This is a genomic window from Burkholderia sp. TSV86 (genome assembly GCF_001522865.1).
GTDB lineage: Bacteria > Pseudomonadota > Gammaproteobacteria > Burkholderiales > Burkholderiaceae > Burkholderia.
In genome coordinates, this window is record NZ_LOWB01000098.1 from 153,417 (window position 1) to 169,339 (window position 15,923).

Genomic DNA, 15,923 nt, shown 5'->3' on the forward strand with positions numbered 1-15,923 from the left:
GTGGCAAGCGCGCCGCGCTCGCGCCAAGACGCGCGCGCGGCACGCGAGCGCGCGAACACGGCTTCGAGCGCCGCGCCGTCGCGCCCGTCGATCGCCGCGCGCAGCCGCGCGAGCACACGCGCATAGGCATCGAGTTCGTCGAGCAGCGCGTCGCGATTCGCGAGACAAACGTCGCGCCACATTTCCGGGCTCGATGCGGCGATCCGCGTGAAATCGCGGAATCCGCCCGCCGCATACGAAAATTTCAATTCCGCGTCGGACTCGCCGAGAATCTGCTCGACGAGCGCGAACGACAGCACGTGCGGCAGGTGGCTCACCGCCGCGAACACGCGATCGTGCTGCGCGGCGCTCATCGCGCGCACGTCGGCGCCCGCCGCGCGCCACATCGACTCGATCCGCGCCAGCGCCGCCGGCGCATTCTCCGGCAACGCGCACAGCACGACGTTGCGGCCAACGTACAGATCGGCGAGCGCCGCGCCGACGCCGCTCGATTCGCGCCCGGCGATCGGATGCCCGGGCACGAACTGGCCGACCCGCGCGCCGAGCGCCGCGCGGGCCGCCGCGACGACATCCGATTTCGTGCTGCCCGCGTCGGTTACGACCGTCGACGCATCGAGAAACGGTGCGATCCGCGCGAGCAACGGCTGCGTCTGCGCGACGGGCGCGGCGAGCAGCACGACGTCCGCGCCCGCGAGCGCGGCGCGCAGTTGCGCGTCGTCGTCGAGCATGGCCGCGCGGTCGATCACGCGCAACGCGAGCGCGCGCTCGATCGATGCCGCGCCGCGGCCGACGCCTATCACCTCGCGCGCGCCGCCCACGGCCCGTTCGCGCAACGCAAGCGCGAGCGAGCCGCCGATCAGCCCGACGCCGAAAATCACCAGTTTGTCGAAAGAGAAGCCTGACACGACCCGAGCCAAAGTAATGCGCGCGCGGGCCGGGCCCGAACGTGCCGAAATCAAGACGCGCGCGTCACTGCGCGCGCGGATACGAACCGAGAATCTTCAGGAACGCCGCTTTCTTGCCGAGTTCGGCCAGCGCGGCCTTCACCGCATCGTCGTCGCGATGCCCTTCGATATCGATATAGAAGTAATACGCCCACGTGCCGACCCGCGCCGGCCGCGACTCGAACCGCGTCATCGACACGCCGTGCCGCGCAAGCGGCTCGAGCAGCTTGAAAACCGCGCCCGGCTCGTTCTTGACCGACACGATCAGCGACGTCTGATCATGCCCGCCCGGCCCGGCCGGCTCCTTGCCGATCACGACGAAACGCGTGCGGTTGTGCGGATCGTCCTGAATCATCGCGTAGGCAATCTGCAAGCCGTAGTGCGTCGCCGCGCGGTCGCCCGCGATCGCGGCAATCGACGCATCGTCGGCGGCGACGCGTGCCGCCTCGGCATTGCTCGCCACCGCCTGCCGCTCCAGATGCGGCGCGTTCGCCGCAAGCCAGTGCTGGCACTGCGCGAGCGCCTGCGCATGCGCGCACACGCGCTTGACGCCGTCGAGCTTGCCCGTCTGCGTGAGCAGGTTGTGATGAATCGGCAGCGACAGCTCGCCGCCGATCAGCAACTGCGTATGCAGCAGCAGATCGAGCGTGCGCGACACCGCGCCCTCCGACGAGTTCTCGACCGGCACCACGCCGAACGCCGCGGCGCCCGCCTCGACCGAGCGGAACGCCTCGTCGATCGACGGGCACGGCAGCCCTTCGACCGACTGGCCGAAATACTCGAACATCGCCTGTTCGCTATAAGTGCCGACCGGCCCCAGGAACGCGACGTGAATGATCTGCTCGAGCGAGCGGCTCGCGGCCATGATCTCGCGCCAGATCGCGCTGATATGCTCGCTCGCGAGCGGCCCCGCGCTCATGTCCTGCAGCCGCGCGATCACCTGCTGCTCGCGCTCCGGCCTGAACACCGGCGCATTGAAATGCTTCTTGACCTCCCCGACCTCGAGCGCGATCGCCGCGCGCTGGTTCAGCAGCGCGATGAGCTGCGCGTCAATCGCATCGATACGCTCGCGCAGCGGCTTGAGCCGGGAATTGAGTTCGTCGTCCATGAGAAAACCAAACAAGGGTGCTGATGAGCGGTGCGCGTCACGCGTGCTGCCGCTCGAAATCCTTCATGTATTCGACGAGCGCCTTGACGCCGTCGATCGGCACCGCGTTGTAGATCGACGCCCGCATGCCGCCGACGGACTTGTGGCCCTTGAGCTGCAGCAGCCCGCGCGCTTTCGCGCCGGCGAGGAAGTCTTCGTTGCGCGATTCGTCAGCCAGAAAGAACGGCACGTTCATCCGCGAGCGCGCCGGCTTCTCGACCTTGTTCAGATAGAAGCCGCTCGCATCGATCGTGTCGTACAACAGCCTCGATTTCTCGAGATTACGCTGCTCGATCGCGGCGAGGCCGCCCTGCGCCTTCAGCCATTTGAACACGAGGCCCGCGATGTAGATCGCATAGGTGGGCGGCGTGTTGTACAGCGAATTGTTCAACGCGACCGTCTTCCATTCGAATGCCGACGGGCAGATCGACAACGCGCGTTCGAGCAGATCCTCGCGCACGATCACGAGCGTCACGCCTGCCATGCCGATGTTCTTCTGCGCGCCGCCGAAGATCGCGCCGTACTTCGTGATCTCGAGCGGACGCGACAGGATGTGCGACGACACGTCCGCGACGAGCGGCACGTCGCCAAGATCGGGGATGTCGAACGTTTCGACACCGTCGATCGTCTCGTTCGTGCACAGATGCACATACGCCGGATCGTCCGACAGCCGCCATTCGGAGAACGCCGGCACGCGCGTATAACCGCTATCGGTCTTGCCGGAGGCGGCCAGATGCGGCGTGCAGTATTTCTTCGCCTCGTTGAACGACTTCTGCGACCACGAGCCCGTCACGACGAAATCCGCCGTCGCGCGCGCGCCGAGCAGATTCATCGGCACGATCGCGTTCTCGGCGATGCCGCCGCCCTGCAAGAAAAGAATCCGGTAATTCGCGGGCACGCCGAGCAATTCGCGCAGATCGGCAAGCGCCGCCTCATGGATCGACATGAACTCCTTGCCGCGATGGCTCATCTCCATCACGCTCATGCCGCTGCCATTCCAGTCGAGCATTTCATCGGCCGCTTGGCGCAACACTTCCTCGGGCAGCGCCGCTGGACCGGCGGAGAAATTAAAGACGCGCATCGTGAAAAACCTCGGGAGGAACGCGGCTCGCACAAGCGGACCGGAAACCGGCCAAAAGCCGCGCCGCAAAAGGAATGGCCGTTTGCGCGCTCGCGCAAACGGCCATTATCGCACTGTCACACCGAACCCGCCAAACGCCGGGCGACACGCGTCCGGTTCGGCCGGCGGGCCGAAAACGGCTTACTTGCCCGGCTTGACTGCTGCAACTTCCTTGTCAGCCTGGTCGCGGGTCGCCTTGATCGCCTGCGGCATGTACTTCTGCATCAGGCCATTCACGACATCGCGGCCCACCTGGTCCTGCACCTGGATGAACTTGCGGCCCGTCGGGCTCTTGTAGAACGTCGTCAGATCCTTGATTTCCGACGTGCTGTAGTACTTCGCATACGCGTCGTACTGAGCCTGCATCGCATCGGTCGTGAACTGCTGCGTGCCGAACACCTTGCCGGCGTTGTCAACGAGCTTCGGTACCGCGTTCTTCTGCAGCGTCGGGACCGCGGCTTGCTTCTGCTTGTCATTCAGCGTCTTGTTTTCCGACAGCGCGTCCGACAGGATCGCCGGCACGAGTTGCTTCGATTGCATTTCGGCGCTGTTCGCAATTGCCGACACGAGCTTCGGTGCGTCGATCGCATCGAGCAGATCCTTGATAGCCGCCTTCTTGTCAGCGTCGATCGGAGCAGCGGCCGCCGGCGTCGAAGCTTGGTTCGACAGCGACTGCGCCATCGCGAACGCCGGAACCATCGCTGCCAGCAGGACCAGTTGCTTGAATCGTTTTTGCATCATGACTCCCTTCATGGAAATATGCACAGTTTATACGCCGTCCCTGCCGCGTCACACGCTCTTTTCGCGTGCGCACCGCCCAGGCGGCAACTCGAAGCTACAACCTGACTCAGGCGTCGCCCCCCTCCGCCGCTTCGTCGTCGGTATCGGTATCAGCGTCGGCGTCCGCCTCGGCGATCTGCTGCAGACCTGAAAGCTTGGTGCCTTCATCGAGACTGATGAGTGTAACACCTTGCGTTGCGCGGCCCATCTCGCGGATTTCCGATACGCGCGTGCGAATCAGCACGCCCGCCGTGGTGATCAGCATGATCTGGTCCTCGGCGTCGACGAGCGTCGCAGCCACGACGCGGCCGTTGCGCTCGGACGTCTGGATCGCGATCATTCCCTTCGTGCCGCGGCCGTGACGCGTGTACTCGGTAATCGGCGTGCGTTTGCCGAAACCGTTCTCGGTGGCCGTCAACACCGACTGCGCCTCGTCCTCCGCGACGAGCATCGCGATCACCTGCTGCCCTTCGTCGAGCTGCATGCCGCGCACGCCGCGCGCCTCGCGGCCCATCGGACGCACGTCGTTCTCGTCGAAACGCACTGCCTTGCCCGCGTCGGAGAACAGCATCACGTCGTGCGCGCCGTCGGTGATCGCCGCGCCGATCAGATAATCGCCATCGTCGAGGCCGACCGCGATGATGCCCTTCCTCAACGGCCGGCTGAACGCCTCGAGCGGCGTCTTCTTGACGGTGCCGAGCGCGGTCGTCATGAACACGTACTTGTCGGCCGAGAACTCCTTGACGGGCAGCACGACATTGATCTTCTCGCCGTCCTGCAGCGGGAACATGTTGACGATCGGCCGGCCGCGCGAATTGCGCGAGCCCTGCGGCACCTCGTACACCTTGACCCAGTACACGCGGCCGCGGTTCGAGAAGCACAGTATGTAATCGTGCGTGTTCGCGATGAACAGCGTCTCGATCCAGTCGTCTTCCTTCATCTGCGTGGCTTGCTTGCCGCGCCCGCCGCGTTTTTGCGCGCGATACTCGGACAGCGGCTGCGACTTCACGTAGCCCGCGTGCGACATCGTGACGACCATGTCCTGCGGCGTGATCAGGTCTTCGGTGTTCAGCTCGGTCGCGTTCAGCTCGATCTTCGAGCGGCGCGCATCGCCGAACTCGGCCTTCACCGCGCTCAACTCCTCGCCGATCATCGTCGTGATTCGCTCCGGCCGCGCGAGGATGTCGAGCAGATCGGCGATCTGCGCCATCACGTCGCGATATTCGCCGATGATCTTGTCCTGCTCGAGGCCCGTGAGCCGTTGCAGGCGCATCTGCAAAATTTCCTGGGCCTGCGTATCGGACAGCTTGTACAAACCGTCGCCCTGCATGCCGAACGCCGGGGACAGGCCGTCGGGGCGGTACGCCGCGCGGCCGCCCGCCGCCGAATTCTCGGCTTCGGCACGGGTGAGCATCTCGCGCACGAGCGCCGAATCCCACGCGCGCGCCATCAGCTCCTGCTTGGCGATCGGCGGCGTCGGCGCGGCCTTGATGATCGCGATGAACTCGTCGATGTTCGCGAGCGCGACAGCCAGGCCCTCGAGCACATGGCCGCGCTCGCGCGCCTTGCGCAGTTCGTAGACGGTGCGCCGCGTCAGCACTTCGCGCCGGTGCGACAGGAAGTGCTGCAGGATCTCCTTCAGATTCAGCAGTTTCGGCTGATTGTCGACGAGCGCGACCATGTTCATGCCGAACGTGTCCTGCAACTGCGTCGACTTGTACAGGTTGTTCAGCACGACCTCGGGCACTTCGCCGCGCTTCAACTCGATCACGACGCGCATCCCGCTCTTGTCCGATTCGTCGCGGATATCCGAGATGCCTTCAAGCTTCTTCTCGTTGACGAGCTCGGCGATGCGCTCGAGCAGCGAACGCTTGTTGACCTGATACGGCAGCTCGTCGACGATGATCGCCATGCGCTGGCCGCGGTCGATCTCCTCGAAGTGCGTCGCCGCGCGCATCACGACGCGTCCGCGCCCGGTGCGATAACCGTCGCGCACGCCGGCGACGCCATAGATGATGCCGGCCGTCGGGAAATCCGGCGCGGGAACGATCTCGATCAGCTCGTCGATGCTCGCCTGCGGGTTGTTCAGCAGGTATTGGCACGCATCGACGACTTCGTTCAGGTTGTGCGGCGGAATGTTCGTCGCCATCCCGACCGCGATCCCGGACGAGCCGTTGATCAGCAGGTTCGGAATCCGCGACGGCAGAATGAGCGGCTGCGTCTCGCTGCCGTCGTAGTTCGGGCCGAAATCGACCGTTTCCTTGTCGATGTCGGCGAGCAACTCGTGGCCGATCTTCGCCATGCGGATTTCGGTGTAGCGCATCGCGGCCGCGTTGTCGCCGTCGACCGAGCCGAAGTTGCCCTGGCCGTCGACGAGCATGTAGCGCAGCGAGAAATCCTGAGCCATCCGCACGATCGTGTCGTAGACCGCGGTGTCGCCGTGCGGATGGTATTTACCGATTACGTCGCCGACGATACGCGCGGACTTCTTGTACGGCCGGTTCCAGTCATTATTCAACTCGTGCATCGCAAACAACACACGCCGATGCACCGGCTTCAAGCCGTCGCGGACATCCGGCAGGGCGCGTCCGACAATCACGCTCATCGCGTAATTCAGATACGACGTGCGCATTTCCTCCTCAAGGGAGGTGGGCAGGGTCTCTTTGGCGAATTGATCCATGTATCCGTATCGTTTCGGGGCGAAGACGGGACCGCCTATCGCATAAACGCCGCTCGCGCGACGTAACGTTGGATTCTAACATGCGGCCCCACCTGCTCCCTGCTATATAAGAAAGACAGAAATTCGCTCGCTCGCGACGGGTGTTTTTTAGCGCCTGCACAAAAAAACACAAATCGTGCGCCAACAGACCGGCAACATCGATGCCCACCGTTTCGCGTCAATGCACTTGACAATTTCTTAAACATACGGCAGCTGGTGTTGCACATGCGCCACATTCGACTAAGCGATGTTAGGGTGGGGAGGATTTTTTTTCGCGGCAAGGGAACCATATGGCAAAATGCCAACGCACTGAAAGTTAGACGCTGCTCGAAGTCTAGACAGAGCGGTGCCGCGTTTTTTGTACCGCACCAATGTTATACTTCGAGCAATGTATGACTTGTCATCGTCTACAGGCTCGCAGTAAACCTGCGGTAATCTCAATTTCGAGAGGAGAAATATGAATAAACTTTCAAAGCTCGCGTTCATTGCAGCTACCGCAGTGATGGCTGCATCGGCGTCGGCGCAGTCGGTGCCGGCTTCGCGACAAGCCGTGAACGACAACTGGGTGAATGGCACGGGCGAATGGGTGTGGATGAACGGCACGAATGAGCTTTGCTGGCGCGATGCTTTCTGGACGCCGGCAACCGCCAACGCGAAGTGCGATGGCGCGCTGGTCACCCAAGCCCCGGCACCGGCACCGGTCGCACCGGCTCCGATCATCTCGAGCCAGAAGATCACGTATTCGGCTGACGCGCTGTTCGATTTCGACAAGGCGACGCTCAAGCCGCTCGGCAAGCAGAAGCTGGACGAACTGGCTGCGAAGATCCAACAAATGAACGTCGAAGTGGTCGTGGCCACGGGCTACACCGACCGCATCGGCTCGGACAAGTACAACGACCGTCTGTCGCTGCGCCGCGCACAGGCTGTCAAGTCGTACCTCGTCAGCAAGGGTGTCGACTCGAGCAAGGTCTATACGGAAGGCAAGGGCAAGCGCAACCCGGTCACGGGCAACACCTGCCGCCAGAAGAACCGCAAGCAGCTCATCGCCTGCCTCGCACCGGACCGCCGTGTGGAAGTCGAAGTGGTCGGTACGCAGGAAGTGCAGAAGACGACCGTTCCGGCACAATAAGCCCACGGTTGCGACTGCTTCAAAGCCCCGCCTCGGCGGGGCTTTTTTATTCGGCGCCCCCGCTTCGCGCAGGCGCGCCAGTGGCGGCCCTCCCCGCCCCCTTATATACTCAGGGCTTGATGGGCACGGCTGCCCGCCTCCGTACTCTGCTTGCCGATATGACGAACGCCGATCCGCACGAACTCCAGAAATTCAGCGATCTCGCCCATAAATGGTGGGATCCGAACGCCGAATTCAAGCCGCTGCACGACCTCAATCCGGTACGCCTCGCGTGGATCGAAGCACATGCGCCTCTTGCCGGCAAGCGCGTGGTCGATATCGGCTGCGGCGGCGGCATCCTATCGGAATCGATGGCGACAAAAGGCGCGCACGTGCTCGGCATCGACCTGTCGACCGAAGCGCTCGGCGTAGCCGATCTGCATAGCCTCGAGAGCGGCGTGACGCTCGACTATGAAGCGATTTCGGCCGAAGCGCTCGCCGCGCGCGAGCCCGGCACCTATGACGTCGTCACCTGCATGGAGATGCTCGAACACGTGCCGTCGCCCGCGAACGTCGTGGCTGCATGCGCGACGCTCGTGAAACCCGGCGGCTGGGTGTTCTTTTCGACGCTGAACCGCAATCTGAAGGCGTATCTGCTCGCGGTGATCGGCGCCGAATACATTGCGCAAATGCTGCCGAAGGGCACCCACGATTACGCGCGGTTCATCCGCCCGTCGGAGCTTGCGGGCTTCGTGCGCGCGACCGGTCTGCACCTCGTCGAACTCAAGGGCATCACCTATCATCCGCTAGCCAAGCGCTTCTCGCTGTCGAACGACACGGACGTCAACTATCTCGTCGCGTGCCGCCGCGGCGCATAAGCGCTGCCTGCCACGCGCATTCCATTCCGCATCCGGTTCCTACCCATGCCCGCATCGCCCCTCTCCTTCGCCACCTCGCTTGACGACGCGCCGACGCTCGATGCCTGCGAGGCTGTCCTGTTCGATCTCGATGGCACGCTGGCCGACACCGCACCCGATCTCGCCGCCGCCGTCAACAAGATGCAGCGCGCGCGCGGCGCCGCGCAAACGCCGCTCGATGCATTGCGCCCGCTTGCGTCGGCGGGCGCGCGCGGACTGATCGGCGGGGCGTTCGGCATCACGCCTTCCGACGCGGAATTCGACGCGCTGCGTGAAGAGTTTCTCGCGAATTACGCGGCCGATCTGTGCGTACACACCACGCTCTTTCCCGGCATCGGCGCGCTGCTCGACGATCTGGATGCGCGCGGCGTGCGCTGGGGCATCGTCACGAACAAAGCCGCGCGTTTGACCGATCCGCTCGTCGCGCAACTCGGCCTTGCCAAGCGCGCCGCGTGCATCGTCAGCGGCGACACCGCGTCGCACCCGAAACCGCACCCCGCGCCACTGCTGTACGCGGCGCAGCGGCTCGCGCTCAAGCCCGTGTACATCGCATACGTGGGCGACGACCTGCGCGATATCCAGGCGGGCAGCGCGGCCGGCATGCCGACCGTCGCCGCCGCGTACGGCTATTGCGGCAACGATATCGCGCCCGCCGATTGGCGCGCGCAACATCTCGTCGAAACGACGGCTGAACTGCATCAGCTTTTGAGCAGGTTACGCTATAATGGTTGATCCGCTTGGGGCCGACCTGGTTTCGACAGGGGTTGCGAAGCGGCTAGGGCATGTCGAGGACCCGTCACCTCGTTAATCAATGGGAAAAACGTAACTGCAAACGACGATACGTTCGCACTGGCAGCCTAAGGGCCGCCGTCCTCTGCCTAGTTCACTGACGGGCTAGTGTCGCAAGACCGGTAGCAATACCGCCAGAGGTCATATACGTCAGTTAAGCCCGTGCGGCGTCGCGACGCCCGGGTCGAAAATCTAGCGAATCGCCGTTGCGCAGCGTGTTCGTCCGCGTCGCTGCGGTTAAATCAAAAGACAGAACTAAACATGTAGAACTGGTCGTGGACCGCTTCTGGACGCGGGTTCGATTCCCGCCGGCTCCACCATTTGCCGAAGGCCGGAGAATACTCCGGCCTTTTTCATTTTCACCGTCGCTCGACAAGCTCAGTTCATCGGCGGCTTTCGTTTATTCAAGCGTGCTCGTATGCAGTCCAACTCGGCGGCTACCGGCAACGCTAAACAGGCCGACGGCCGCGTCACCCTGCTCCGGACGCCGGGCCATAATATGGCGCCGCCCCAAGCCAAGCCGCACGGTCGATCGCCCTGAATCACATTCTTGAGCAACCGGCCATCGGCGCGCCCCGGCTCACGAACGACAGCGCAAGCGCGGCATGAGCGCGCTCCGCTCCGTTTAACCGATCGGGCAAAGCCGCATGCGCGGTCAATCCATTGGGCACTTCAGGTTGCATCCGTTCGGATCGCCCAAGTCGCCCTTCTTGCGCAACTCCGACTTCTTGCCGGTTTGATACTTCTTCGTCGCCGCCGATGCGGCGAATTGCATCTGCGGATGCTCATTCAAGCGAAACTGATCGTTGAGGATGCCGCCCGGCACGCCGGGAGAATTCTGCGCGAACGCGACGCTCGCGCCGGCGACGAGCGCGCCCGCCGCAATGGACGCGATGACGAGATGGGACAGGAGTTTCATTGAGATCTCATGCCGGAGCAATGCCCCGGTTCATACGGTACGAGTGGAAGCGGCAAGCGTAGCGCAAATGCTCGTGGATTGCAGCGCCGTGCACGCGCCACTGCGTTACCGGCTATCACCGCGCAGTGACGGCCGGCGGTGTTCGCGCCGGCGGTAGCCGCAAATGCACCACGCGCCGCCGGTCATGTTCGCAACCGCATCCCCGAAAACCATGTTTCGCAGTGCCGCAACAGCGCGTTCGCGTCGGATGCCGGCCGGCCGCGAGCGGCGACATAGCCGTCCGGCCGCAGCAGATAAAACGCCGGGCGTGTGCGTCCATATCCGTCAGCCAGCGATGGCGTGACGTCGCCTTCAGCGTCCGTCACGCGCCAGCAACGCACCGCACCGGGCATCGCGCGCCCGAGTTCAACCGCAAGCGCGTGGCCATGCGCATCGGCCGGCGCCGCCATATCGTCACCCGGCGCGCACTGCTCGAGCACAAGCAACGTGAAATGCGCGGGGTCGTGCAGATCGAACAGTCTTGCGACACCCGGCGCCTGCCCGAGCGGCCCGTCGAGCACGTGCACGATCGCGTCCGGCGCGCGCTCGCCGGCACGCGGGCCGCCGTCGAGCGCGCGCTCGAGCGTCAGGGGGCTCTTTCGGTACTGGAGCGCAAGCTCGCTCAGCGTGCGGCGGGCGGCATCGCGCAGTGGGCCGAACGACGACAGGATCGGTACGACATGCTCGCGCAGCAGCTTGAGCGGCCCGCGATCCGCTTCGACGACGTGCGTGACGAAACCCGTTTGCCGCAGCACGTCGCGCTCGATCGGATGACGCTCGGCGTGGTAGGTGTCGAGCAGGCGGTCCGGCGCGTTGCCAATCAGCACTCGTGCGAGCTTCCAGCCAAGATTGAACGCCTCCTGGATGCCCGTGTTCATTCCCTGCGCGCCCGCCGGGCTGTGCACATGCGCCGCGTCGCCCACGAAAAACACGCGCCCGTGGCGCAGCTGCGCGACCATCCGGCTATGCAGATGAAAATACGACGACCACCCAAGCCCGCCGAGTTCGAGCCCAGGCGTCACGCGCGCGCGCACGATGTCGCGGCACAGCTCGAGAGACGGCCCGCCCTCGTCGTTCAACGCACCGTTGCGCGGCGGCCGATCGGCGACGAGCCGGTAGCGGCCGCCGCCCATCGGAAACAATCCAGCGATCCCGTCGCCGGTCGTAAACAGATGAATTTCGTCGTCCGGCCAGCCGGTTGCGATGTCGAGATCGGCGAGCATGAAGGTCTGCTCGAACGCATGGCCGACGAACTCGATATCGAGCAGCCGGCGCAGGGTGCTGTGCGCGCCGTCCGCCGCGATGACATACGACGGCTGCATTTGCTCTTGCCGGCCGTCGCCGTGCCGTAGCGTTACTTCGAGCGTGCCGCGCGGATCGGCGCAGCGCACGAGCGCCACGTTGCGCTCCACTTCGACGCCAAGGCTCGCGAGATGCTCGGTCAGCAGCCGCTCGGTGATGCTTTGATCGAGCAACAGCAGATACGGATAACGCGTTTGCAACGGATCGAAATCGAGCTGCGCGATCTGCTGCCGGCCCGAATACAGCGTCGCCACGCGGGCGCGATGCCCGAGCGCGACGAACGGCTCGACGACGCGCTGCTGCTCGAAAAGCTCGAGCGTTCTCGCCTGGATACCGATTGCACGGGAATGACGCGCGGGCTGCGCAGCCTTGTCGACAATGCGCACCGGCACGCGCGCACGCGCCAGACAGATTGCGGCGGCAAGCCCGGTCGGCCCGGCGCCGACAATCAGGACAGGAGCAATAGCGAGCGGAACGACTGCCATAAAGACCTCGTCGATACGCGGCATCCGTCAGTCTACGCCCGCTGACCGGCCGCATCTACTGTGCGGCGATATGACGGCGAATCCGCGGAGGCGGATCGATGTATGGGAAAATACGTGGTTTATTGCCCGCCTCGCGTCATGGAATCCGCTTTCGACCGCGCTTTTGCTGCCCACCGCGCCGGCCGGCTCGGCGACGCCGAACACGGCTATCGCACCGCGCTCGCGTCCAACCCCGACGATGCCGACGCGCTGCATCTGTTCGGCGTGCTGCGGCATCAGCAAGGCCGGCACGGCGAGGCGGCCGATCTCGTCGGCCGCGCGGTCGCGCTGCGGCCGCACGACGCCGCATTGCAACTCAATCTCGGCAACGCGTTCAAGGCGCTCGGCCGGCTCGACGACGCGATCGAGCGCTTTCGCAACGCGCTCACGCTCGCGCCGGATTTCCCGCTCGCGCACTACAACCTCGGTAACGCCTATGCGGCGCAACAACGGCACGACGACGCCGTCGCCGCCTTCGAGCGCGCGCTCGAACTCACGCCCGACGATGCGTCGATCCACAACAACCTCGGCAACGCGCTCAACGCGCTCGGCCGGCACGGCGACGCGCTCGCGGCGTTTCGCCGCGCGCTCGCGCTGCGCCCCGGTCACGCGGGCGCCCACAACAATCTCGGCATGGCGCTCGCCGCGCTCGGCGAGTCCGACGCCGCGATCGCGCACTTTCGGGCCGCGCTCGACGCCGAGCCGCGCTTCGTCGCCGCGCATTTCAATCTCGGCAACACGCTCGATGCGATCGGCCGGCACGCGGATGCGCTGCCCGCATTCGAAGCCGCACTCGCGCTGCAGCCTCAGTTTGTGCTCGCCCGCTTCGGGCTCGCCAACGCGCTCGCCGCGCTCGGCCGCCATCATGACGCGCTGCCGCACTACGAGCGCGTGGTCGGGCTCGATCCGTCGTTCGTGCTCGGCTGGCTCAATCTCGGCACCGCGCACCACGCGCTCGGCGCATACGAGATGGCGCTGCGCGCATTCGATCAGGCGCTGCGGCTCGATCCCGCGCACGCGCTTGCGCAAATGCATCGCGCGGTCACGCTGCTCACGCTGCGCGACTTCGCGCGCGGCCTGCCCGCTTACGAAGCGCGCCACGCGCTGCCGGGCGCGGCGCCCCTCGGGCCGCTGCCGCGCTGGCAAGGCGAGCCGATTCCGGAGCGCACGCTGCTCGTGTGCGCCGAGCAAGGCTTTGGCGATACGCTGCAGTTCGTTCGGCTCGTGCCGCTCGCGCGCGAGCGTTGCGCGCGCCTGATCCTGCAAGTGCAGCCGGAGTTGCTGCCGCTGATCGAGCCGATGGCGACGCGCTGGCGCGTGAACGTGATCGCGAGCGGCATCGGCAGCGTTGCGGCCAAGCAGGCGAGCAGCGCCGATCTGGTCTGCCCGCTGCTGAGCCTGCCATTCGCGCTCGGCCTCGAATATGACGCGATTCCGTCGAACACGCCGTACCTCGACATACCCGAGGCCGCGCGCCGCCGCTTTCGCGGCTCGCTCGGCGGGCACGCGAAACGCAAGTTCGGCATCGCGTGGTCGGGCAGCCTGCAGACGCAGGAAAATCGCGCGCTGCCGCTCGCGGCGCTCGCGCCGCTGTTCGCACTCGCCGACATCGACTGGATCGTGCTGCAACCGGCGCTGCCCGATGCCGATCGCGCGTGGCTCGACGCGGCGCCTGCCGCGCGCGTCCACCGGCTCGACGGCCTGACCGACTTCGCGGCAACCGCCGCGCTGATCGACAAGCTCGACGGCGTCGTGTCGATCGACACGGCGGTTGCGCATCTCGCGGGTGCGCTCGGCAAGCCACTTTGGCTGATGCTGCCGTTCGCGGCAGACTGGCGGTGGGGCACGGCAGACGACTGCCCGTGGTATCCGGGCGCGCGGCTCGTGCGGCAACCGGCGCCGGGGCGCTGGCAGGAGGTCGTCGCCGCGATCGCCGGCGAAATCGGCCAACCCGCGGCCGTGCCCGGCAACGTGCCGTCGCTCGCCGTGGCGCGGCGCGGGCGGCAATCGGCCGGATAATGTTCACGGCCGGCGTGCCGCCTTTATTTGCGCGTGCGTCGGCGCAGGCATCGACGCCGGCCAAGCCTCCCGAGATTGCCGCGCGCGCCGCCGCACACCGTGTCATCGCGCACGGTCCCTTCGGCCCGGCGGCGTTCGCCGTCACATACGACGCCGGTTGCACGGTTCATGACCGCGCCGCTCAAAAAAACGGGGCGCTCGCGCGCCCCGCCCTTCGTTGCAGCAATTGACGGCGGCCCTATCGATGCTCCGGCCGCCCGTTCGGTCATCCCGTCGTCTTGTATTGATTGCGTGCATGCGGCGAGCGGTACAGCACCAGCGTCGCGATCAGCCCGCAGATCGCCGCGAGGCCGAGCCACAGGCCCGGCGCGGCCTTGTTGCCGGTATCGTGGATCAGCAGCGTCGAGATTGCCGGCGTGAAGCCGCCGATCGTCGTCGCGAGACTGTACGCGAGCGAGAAGCCCGCCGTGCGCACGTCGGCCGGCATCACTTCGGTCAGCGCGACGACCATCGCGCCGTTGTACGACGCGTAAAGGAACGACAGCCAAAGCTCAACTGCCAGCAGCCGCGCGAACGACGGCGCCCCGACGAGCCACTGCATCGCCGGATACGCGGTGAGAATCGTCAGCGCGGTGAACGTGATCAGCACCGGCCGGCGGCCGATCCGGTCGGACAGCGCGCCGGACAACGGCAGCCAGATCAGATTGGAGATGCCGATGCACACGGTGACGACGAGCGCGTCGATCGCCGACAGATGCAGCACTTCCTTGCCGAACGTCGGCGTATAGGCGGTGATCATGTAGAACGACACCGTCGTCATGATCACCATCCCCATGCCGGCGAGCACGGTCCCCCAATTCGCGACCATCGACTTCATGATTTCGCCCATGCTCGGCCGGTGGCGCTTCGCGAGAAACTCGTCGGTCTCCTTCAGCGAGCGGCGGATCAGGAACAGGAACGGCACGATCAGGCAACCGACAAAAAACGGAATGCGCCAGCCCCACGCGGTCATCTGCTCGGCAGGCAACGCGCGGTTCAGCATCACGCCGATCAGCGCGGCGAACACGACGGCCACCTGCTGGCTGCCCGACTGCCACGACGTATAGAAGCCTTTGTGGCCCTTCGTCGCGATCTCCGACAGATACACCGATACGCCGCCCAGTTCGACGCCCGCCGAGAAGCCTTGCAGCAACCGCCCGAGCAGCACGAGCACCGGCGCGAGCATGCCAATCGACGCGTAGCCCGGCGTCATCGCGACAGTCAACGTGCCGAGCGCCATCAGGCCGAGTGTCAAAATCAGGCCCTTGCGGCGGCCGTGGTGGTCGATGTACGCACCGAGCACGATCGCGCCCACCGGGCGCATCAGAAAGCCCGCGCCAAATACCGATAGCGACAGCATCAGCGATGCGAATGCATCGCCGTTCGGAAAATAGGTTTTGGCGATCGCGGAGGCGTAATAGCCATAAACCATGAAATCGTACATTTCCAGGAAGTTGCCGCTGACGACGCGGAACACGGTCCTGGCCTTGGATTCCTGCTGGGGGGCGGGGGACGCGGAAGTCATGTCTCTCTCGATAAGGCGGCGCCGCCCACCCG

General features: G+C 65.3%; 11 protein-coding genes, 1 other RNA gene and 1 pseudogene. 5 read left to right on the plus strand and 8 right to left on the minus strand.

The genetic code is table 11. The features are described from left to right. Nucleotides 1-65: 65 nt before the first annotated feature. From WS68_RS29395 to gyrA, 5 genes and pseudogenes are all read right to left on the minus strand, one after another. Nucleotides 66-905 (minus strand): annotated as a pseudogene (locus tag WS68_RS29395) (prephenate dehydrogenase); the annotation flags it as partial. A 64-nt stretch (nucleotides 906-969) separates the two neighbouring features. Continuing rightward, the gene (gene pheA, locus WS68_RS17115) at nucleotides 970-2,052 is read right to left on the minus strand and encodes a prephenate dehydratase (protein WP_059571913.1); all 1,083 of its coding nucleotides are present in this window, start codon (nucleotides 2,050-2,052) and stop codon (nucleotides 970-972) included. 37 nt (nucleotides 2,053-2,089) lie between these two features. Then, nucleotides 2,090-3,172 (minus strand): 3-phosphoserine/phosphohydroxythreonine transaminase, encoded by a 1,083-nt coding sequence (serC, locus tag WS68_RS17120; RefSeq protein ID WP_059571914.1) that lies wholly within the window; start codon nucleotides 3,170-3,172, stop codon nucleotides 2,090-2,092. Between the two features lie 180 nt (nucleotides 3,173-3,352). After that, on the minus strand, nucleotides 3,353-3,949 hold the full coding sequence (locus tag WS68_RS17125; RefSeq protein WP_059571953.1) for a DUF2059 domain-containing protein: 597 nt from the start codon (nucleotides 3,947-3,949) through the stop codon (nucleotides 3,353-3,355). A 109-nt stretch (nucleotides 3,950-4,058) separates the two neighbouring features. Then, nucleotides 4,059-6,671 carry a DNA gyrase subunit A gene (gene gyrA / locus WS68_RS17130; RefSeq protein ID WP_059571915.1) on the minus strand — a complete coding sequence of 871 codons (2,613 nt, stop codon included), beginning with the start codon at nucleotides 6,669-6,671 and terminating at the stop codon, nucleotides 4,059-4,061. A gap of 496 nt (nucleotides 6,672-7,167) precedes the next feature. Between gyrA and ompA the strand changes: the two genes are divergently transcribed. The 4 genes from ompA to ssrA all read left to right on the plus strand — a co-directional run bounded on the left by ompA (nucleotide 7,168) and on the right by ssrA (nucleotide 9,844). Next, nucleotides 7,168-7,839: an outer membrane protein OmpA gene (ompA, locus tag WS68_RS17135; RefSeq protein WP_059571916.1), complete on the plus strand. Its 672-nt coding sequence runs from the start codon at nucleotides 7,168-7,170 to the stop codon at nucleotides 7,837-7,839. A 158-nt stretch (nucleotides 7,840-7,997) separates the two neighbouring features. Further along, nucleotides 7,998-8,696, plus strand: coding sequence for a bifunctional 2-polyprenyl-6-hydroxyphenol methylase/3-demethylubiquinol 3-O-methyltransferase UbiG (gene ubiG / locus WS68_RS17140; protein WP_059571954.1), 699 nt, complete (start codon nucleotides 7,998-8,000; stop codon nucleotides 8,694-8,696). A gap of 45 nt (nucleotides 8,697-8,741) precedes the next feature. Continuing rightward, on the plus strand, nucleotides 8,742-9,467 hold the full coding sequence (gene gph / locus WS68_RS17145; RefSeq protein WP_059571917.1) for a phosphoglycolate phosphatase: 726 nt from the start codon (nucleotides 8,742-8,744) through the stop codon (nucleotides 9,465-9,467). Between the two features lie 7 nt (nucleotides 9,468-9,474). Beyond that, nucleotides 9,475-9,844: a transfer-messenger RNA gene (ssrA, locus tag WS68_RS17150) on the plus strand. A gap of 335 nt (nucleotides 9,845-10,179) precedes the next feature. Here the strand turns inward: ssrA and WS68_RS17155 are convergent. Together WS68_RS17155 and WS68_RS17160 are read right to left on the minus strand one after the other, a co-directional pair. Further along, nucleotides 10,180-10,443: a hypothetical protein gene (locus tag WS68_RS17155; RefSeq protein ID WP_059571918.1), complete on the minus strand. Its 264-nt coding sequence runs from the start codon at nucleotides 10,441-10,443 to the stop codon at nucleotides 10,180-10,182. A gap of 182 nt (nucleotides 10,444-10,625) precedes the next feature. Continuing rightward, nucleotides 10,626-12,269, minus strand: a complete 1,644-nt coding sequence (locus tag WS68_RS17160) for an FAD-dependent monooxygenase (protein ID WP_059571919.1) — start codon at nucleotides 12,267-12,269, stop codon at nucleotides 10,626-10,628. Between the two features lie 138 nt (nucleotides 12,270-12,407). Here WS68_RS17160 and WS68_RS17165 point away from each other — a divergent pair, with 138 nt between their 5' ends. After that, nucleotides 12,408-14,327 (plus strand): tetratricopeptide repeat protein, encoded by a 1,920-nt coding sequence (locus WS68_RS17165; RefSeq protein ID WP_197419631.1) that lies wholly within the window; start codon nucleotides 12,408-12,410, stop codon nucleotides 14,325-14,327. A gap of 265 nt (nucleotides 14,328-14,592) precedes the next feature. Here WS68_RS17165 and WS68_RS17175 read toward each other — a convergent pair whose 3' ends face one another. Continuing rightward, complete coding sequence (locus WS68_RS17175) at nucleotides 14,593-15,891, minus strand: MFS transporter (RefSeq protein WP_059571921.1); 1,299 nt, start codon at nucleotides 15,889-15,891, stop codon at nucleotides 14,593-14,595. Between the last annotated feature and the right edge of the window lie 32 nt (nucleotides 15,892-15,923).

What these genes read in the sequence shown, in the direction of transcription:
- pheA (WP_059571913.1), bottom strand. Translation starts at nt 2,052, where the DNA reads ATGGACGACGAACTCAATTCCCGGCTCAAGCCGCTGCGCGAGCGTATC.
- serC (WP_059571914.1), bottom strand. Translation starts at nt 3,172, where the DNA reads ATGCGCGTCTTTAATTTCTCCGCCGGTCCAGCGGCGCTGCCCGAGGAA.
- WS68_RS17125 (WP_059571953.1), bottom strand. Translation starts at nt 3,949, where the DNA reads ATGCAAAAACGATTCAAGCAACTGGTCCTGCTGGCAGCGATGGTTCCG.
- gyrA (WP_059571915.1), bottom strand. Translation starts at nt 6,671, where the DNA reads ATGGATCAATTCGCCAAAGAGACCCTGCCCACCTCCCTTGAGGAGGAA.
- ompA (WP_059571916.1), top strand. Translation starts at nt 7,168, where the DNA reads ATGAATAAACTTTCAAAGCTCGCGTTCATTGCAGCTACCGCAGTGATG.
- ubiG (WP_059571954.1), top strand. Translation starts at nt 7,998, where the DNA reads ATGACGAACGCCGATCCGCACGAACTCCAGAAATTCAGCGATCTCGCC.
- gph (WP_059571917.1), top strand. Translation starts at nt 8,742, where the DNA reads ATGCCCGCATCGCCCCTCTCCTTCGCCACCTCGCTTGACGACGCGCCG.
- WS68_RS17155 (WP_059571918.1), bottom strand. Translation starts at nt 10,443, where the DNA reads ATGAAACTCCTGTCCCATCTCGTCATCGCGTCCATTGCGGCGGGCGCG.
- WS68_RS17160 (WP_059571919.1), bottom strand. Translation starts at nt 12,269, where the DNA reads ATGGCAGTCGTTCCGCTCGCTATTGCTCCTGTCCTGATTGTCGGCGCC.
- WS68_RS17165 (WP_197419631.1), top strand. Translation starts at nt 12,408, where the DNA reads ATGGAATCCGCTTTCGACCGCGCTTTTGCTGCCCACCGCGCCGGCCGG.
- WS68_RS17175 (WP_059571921.1), bottom strand. Translation starts at nt 15,891, where the DNA reads ATGACTTCCGCGTCCCCCGCCCCCCAGCAGGAATCCAAGGCCAGGACC.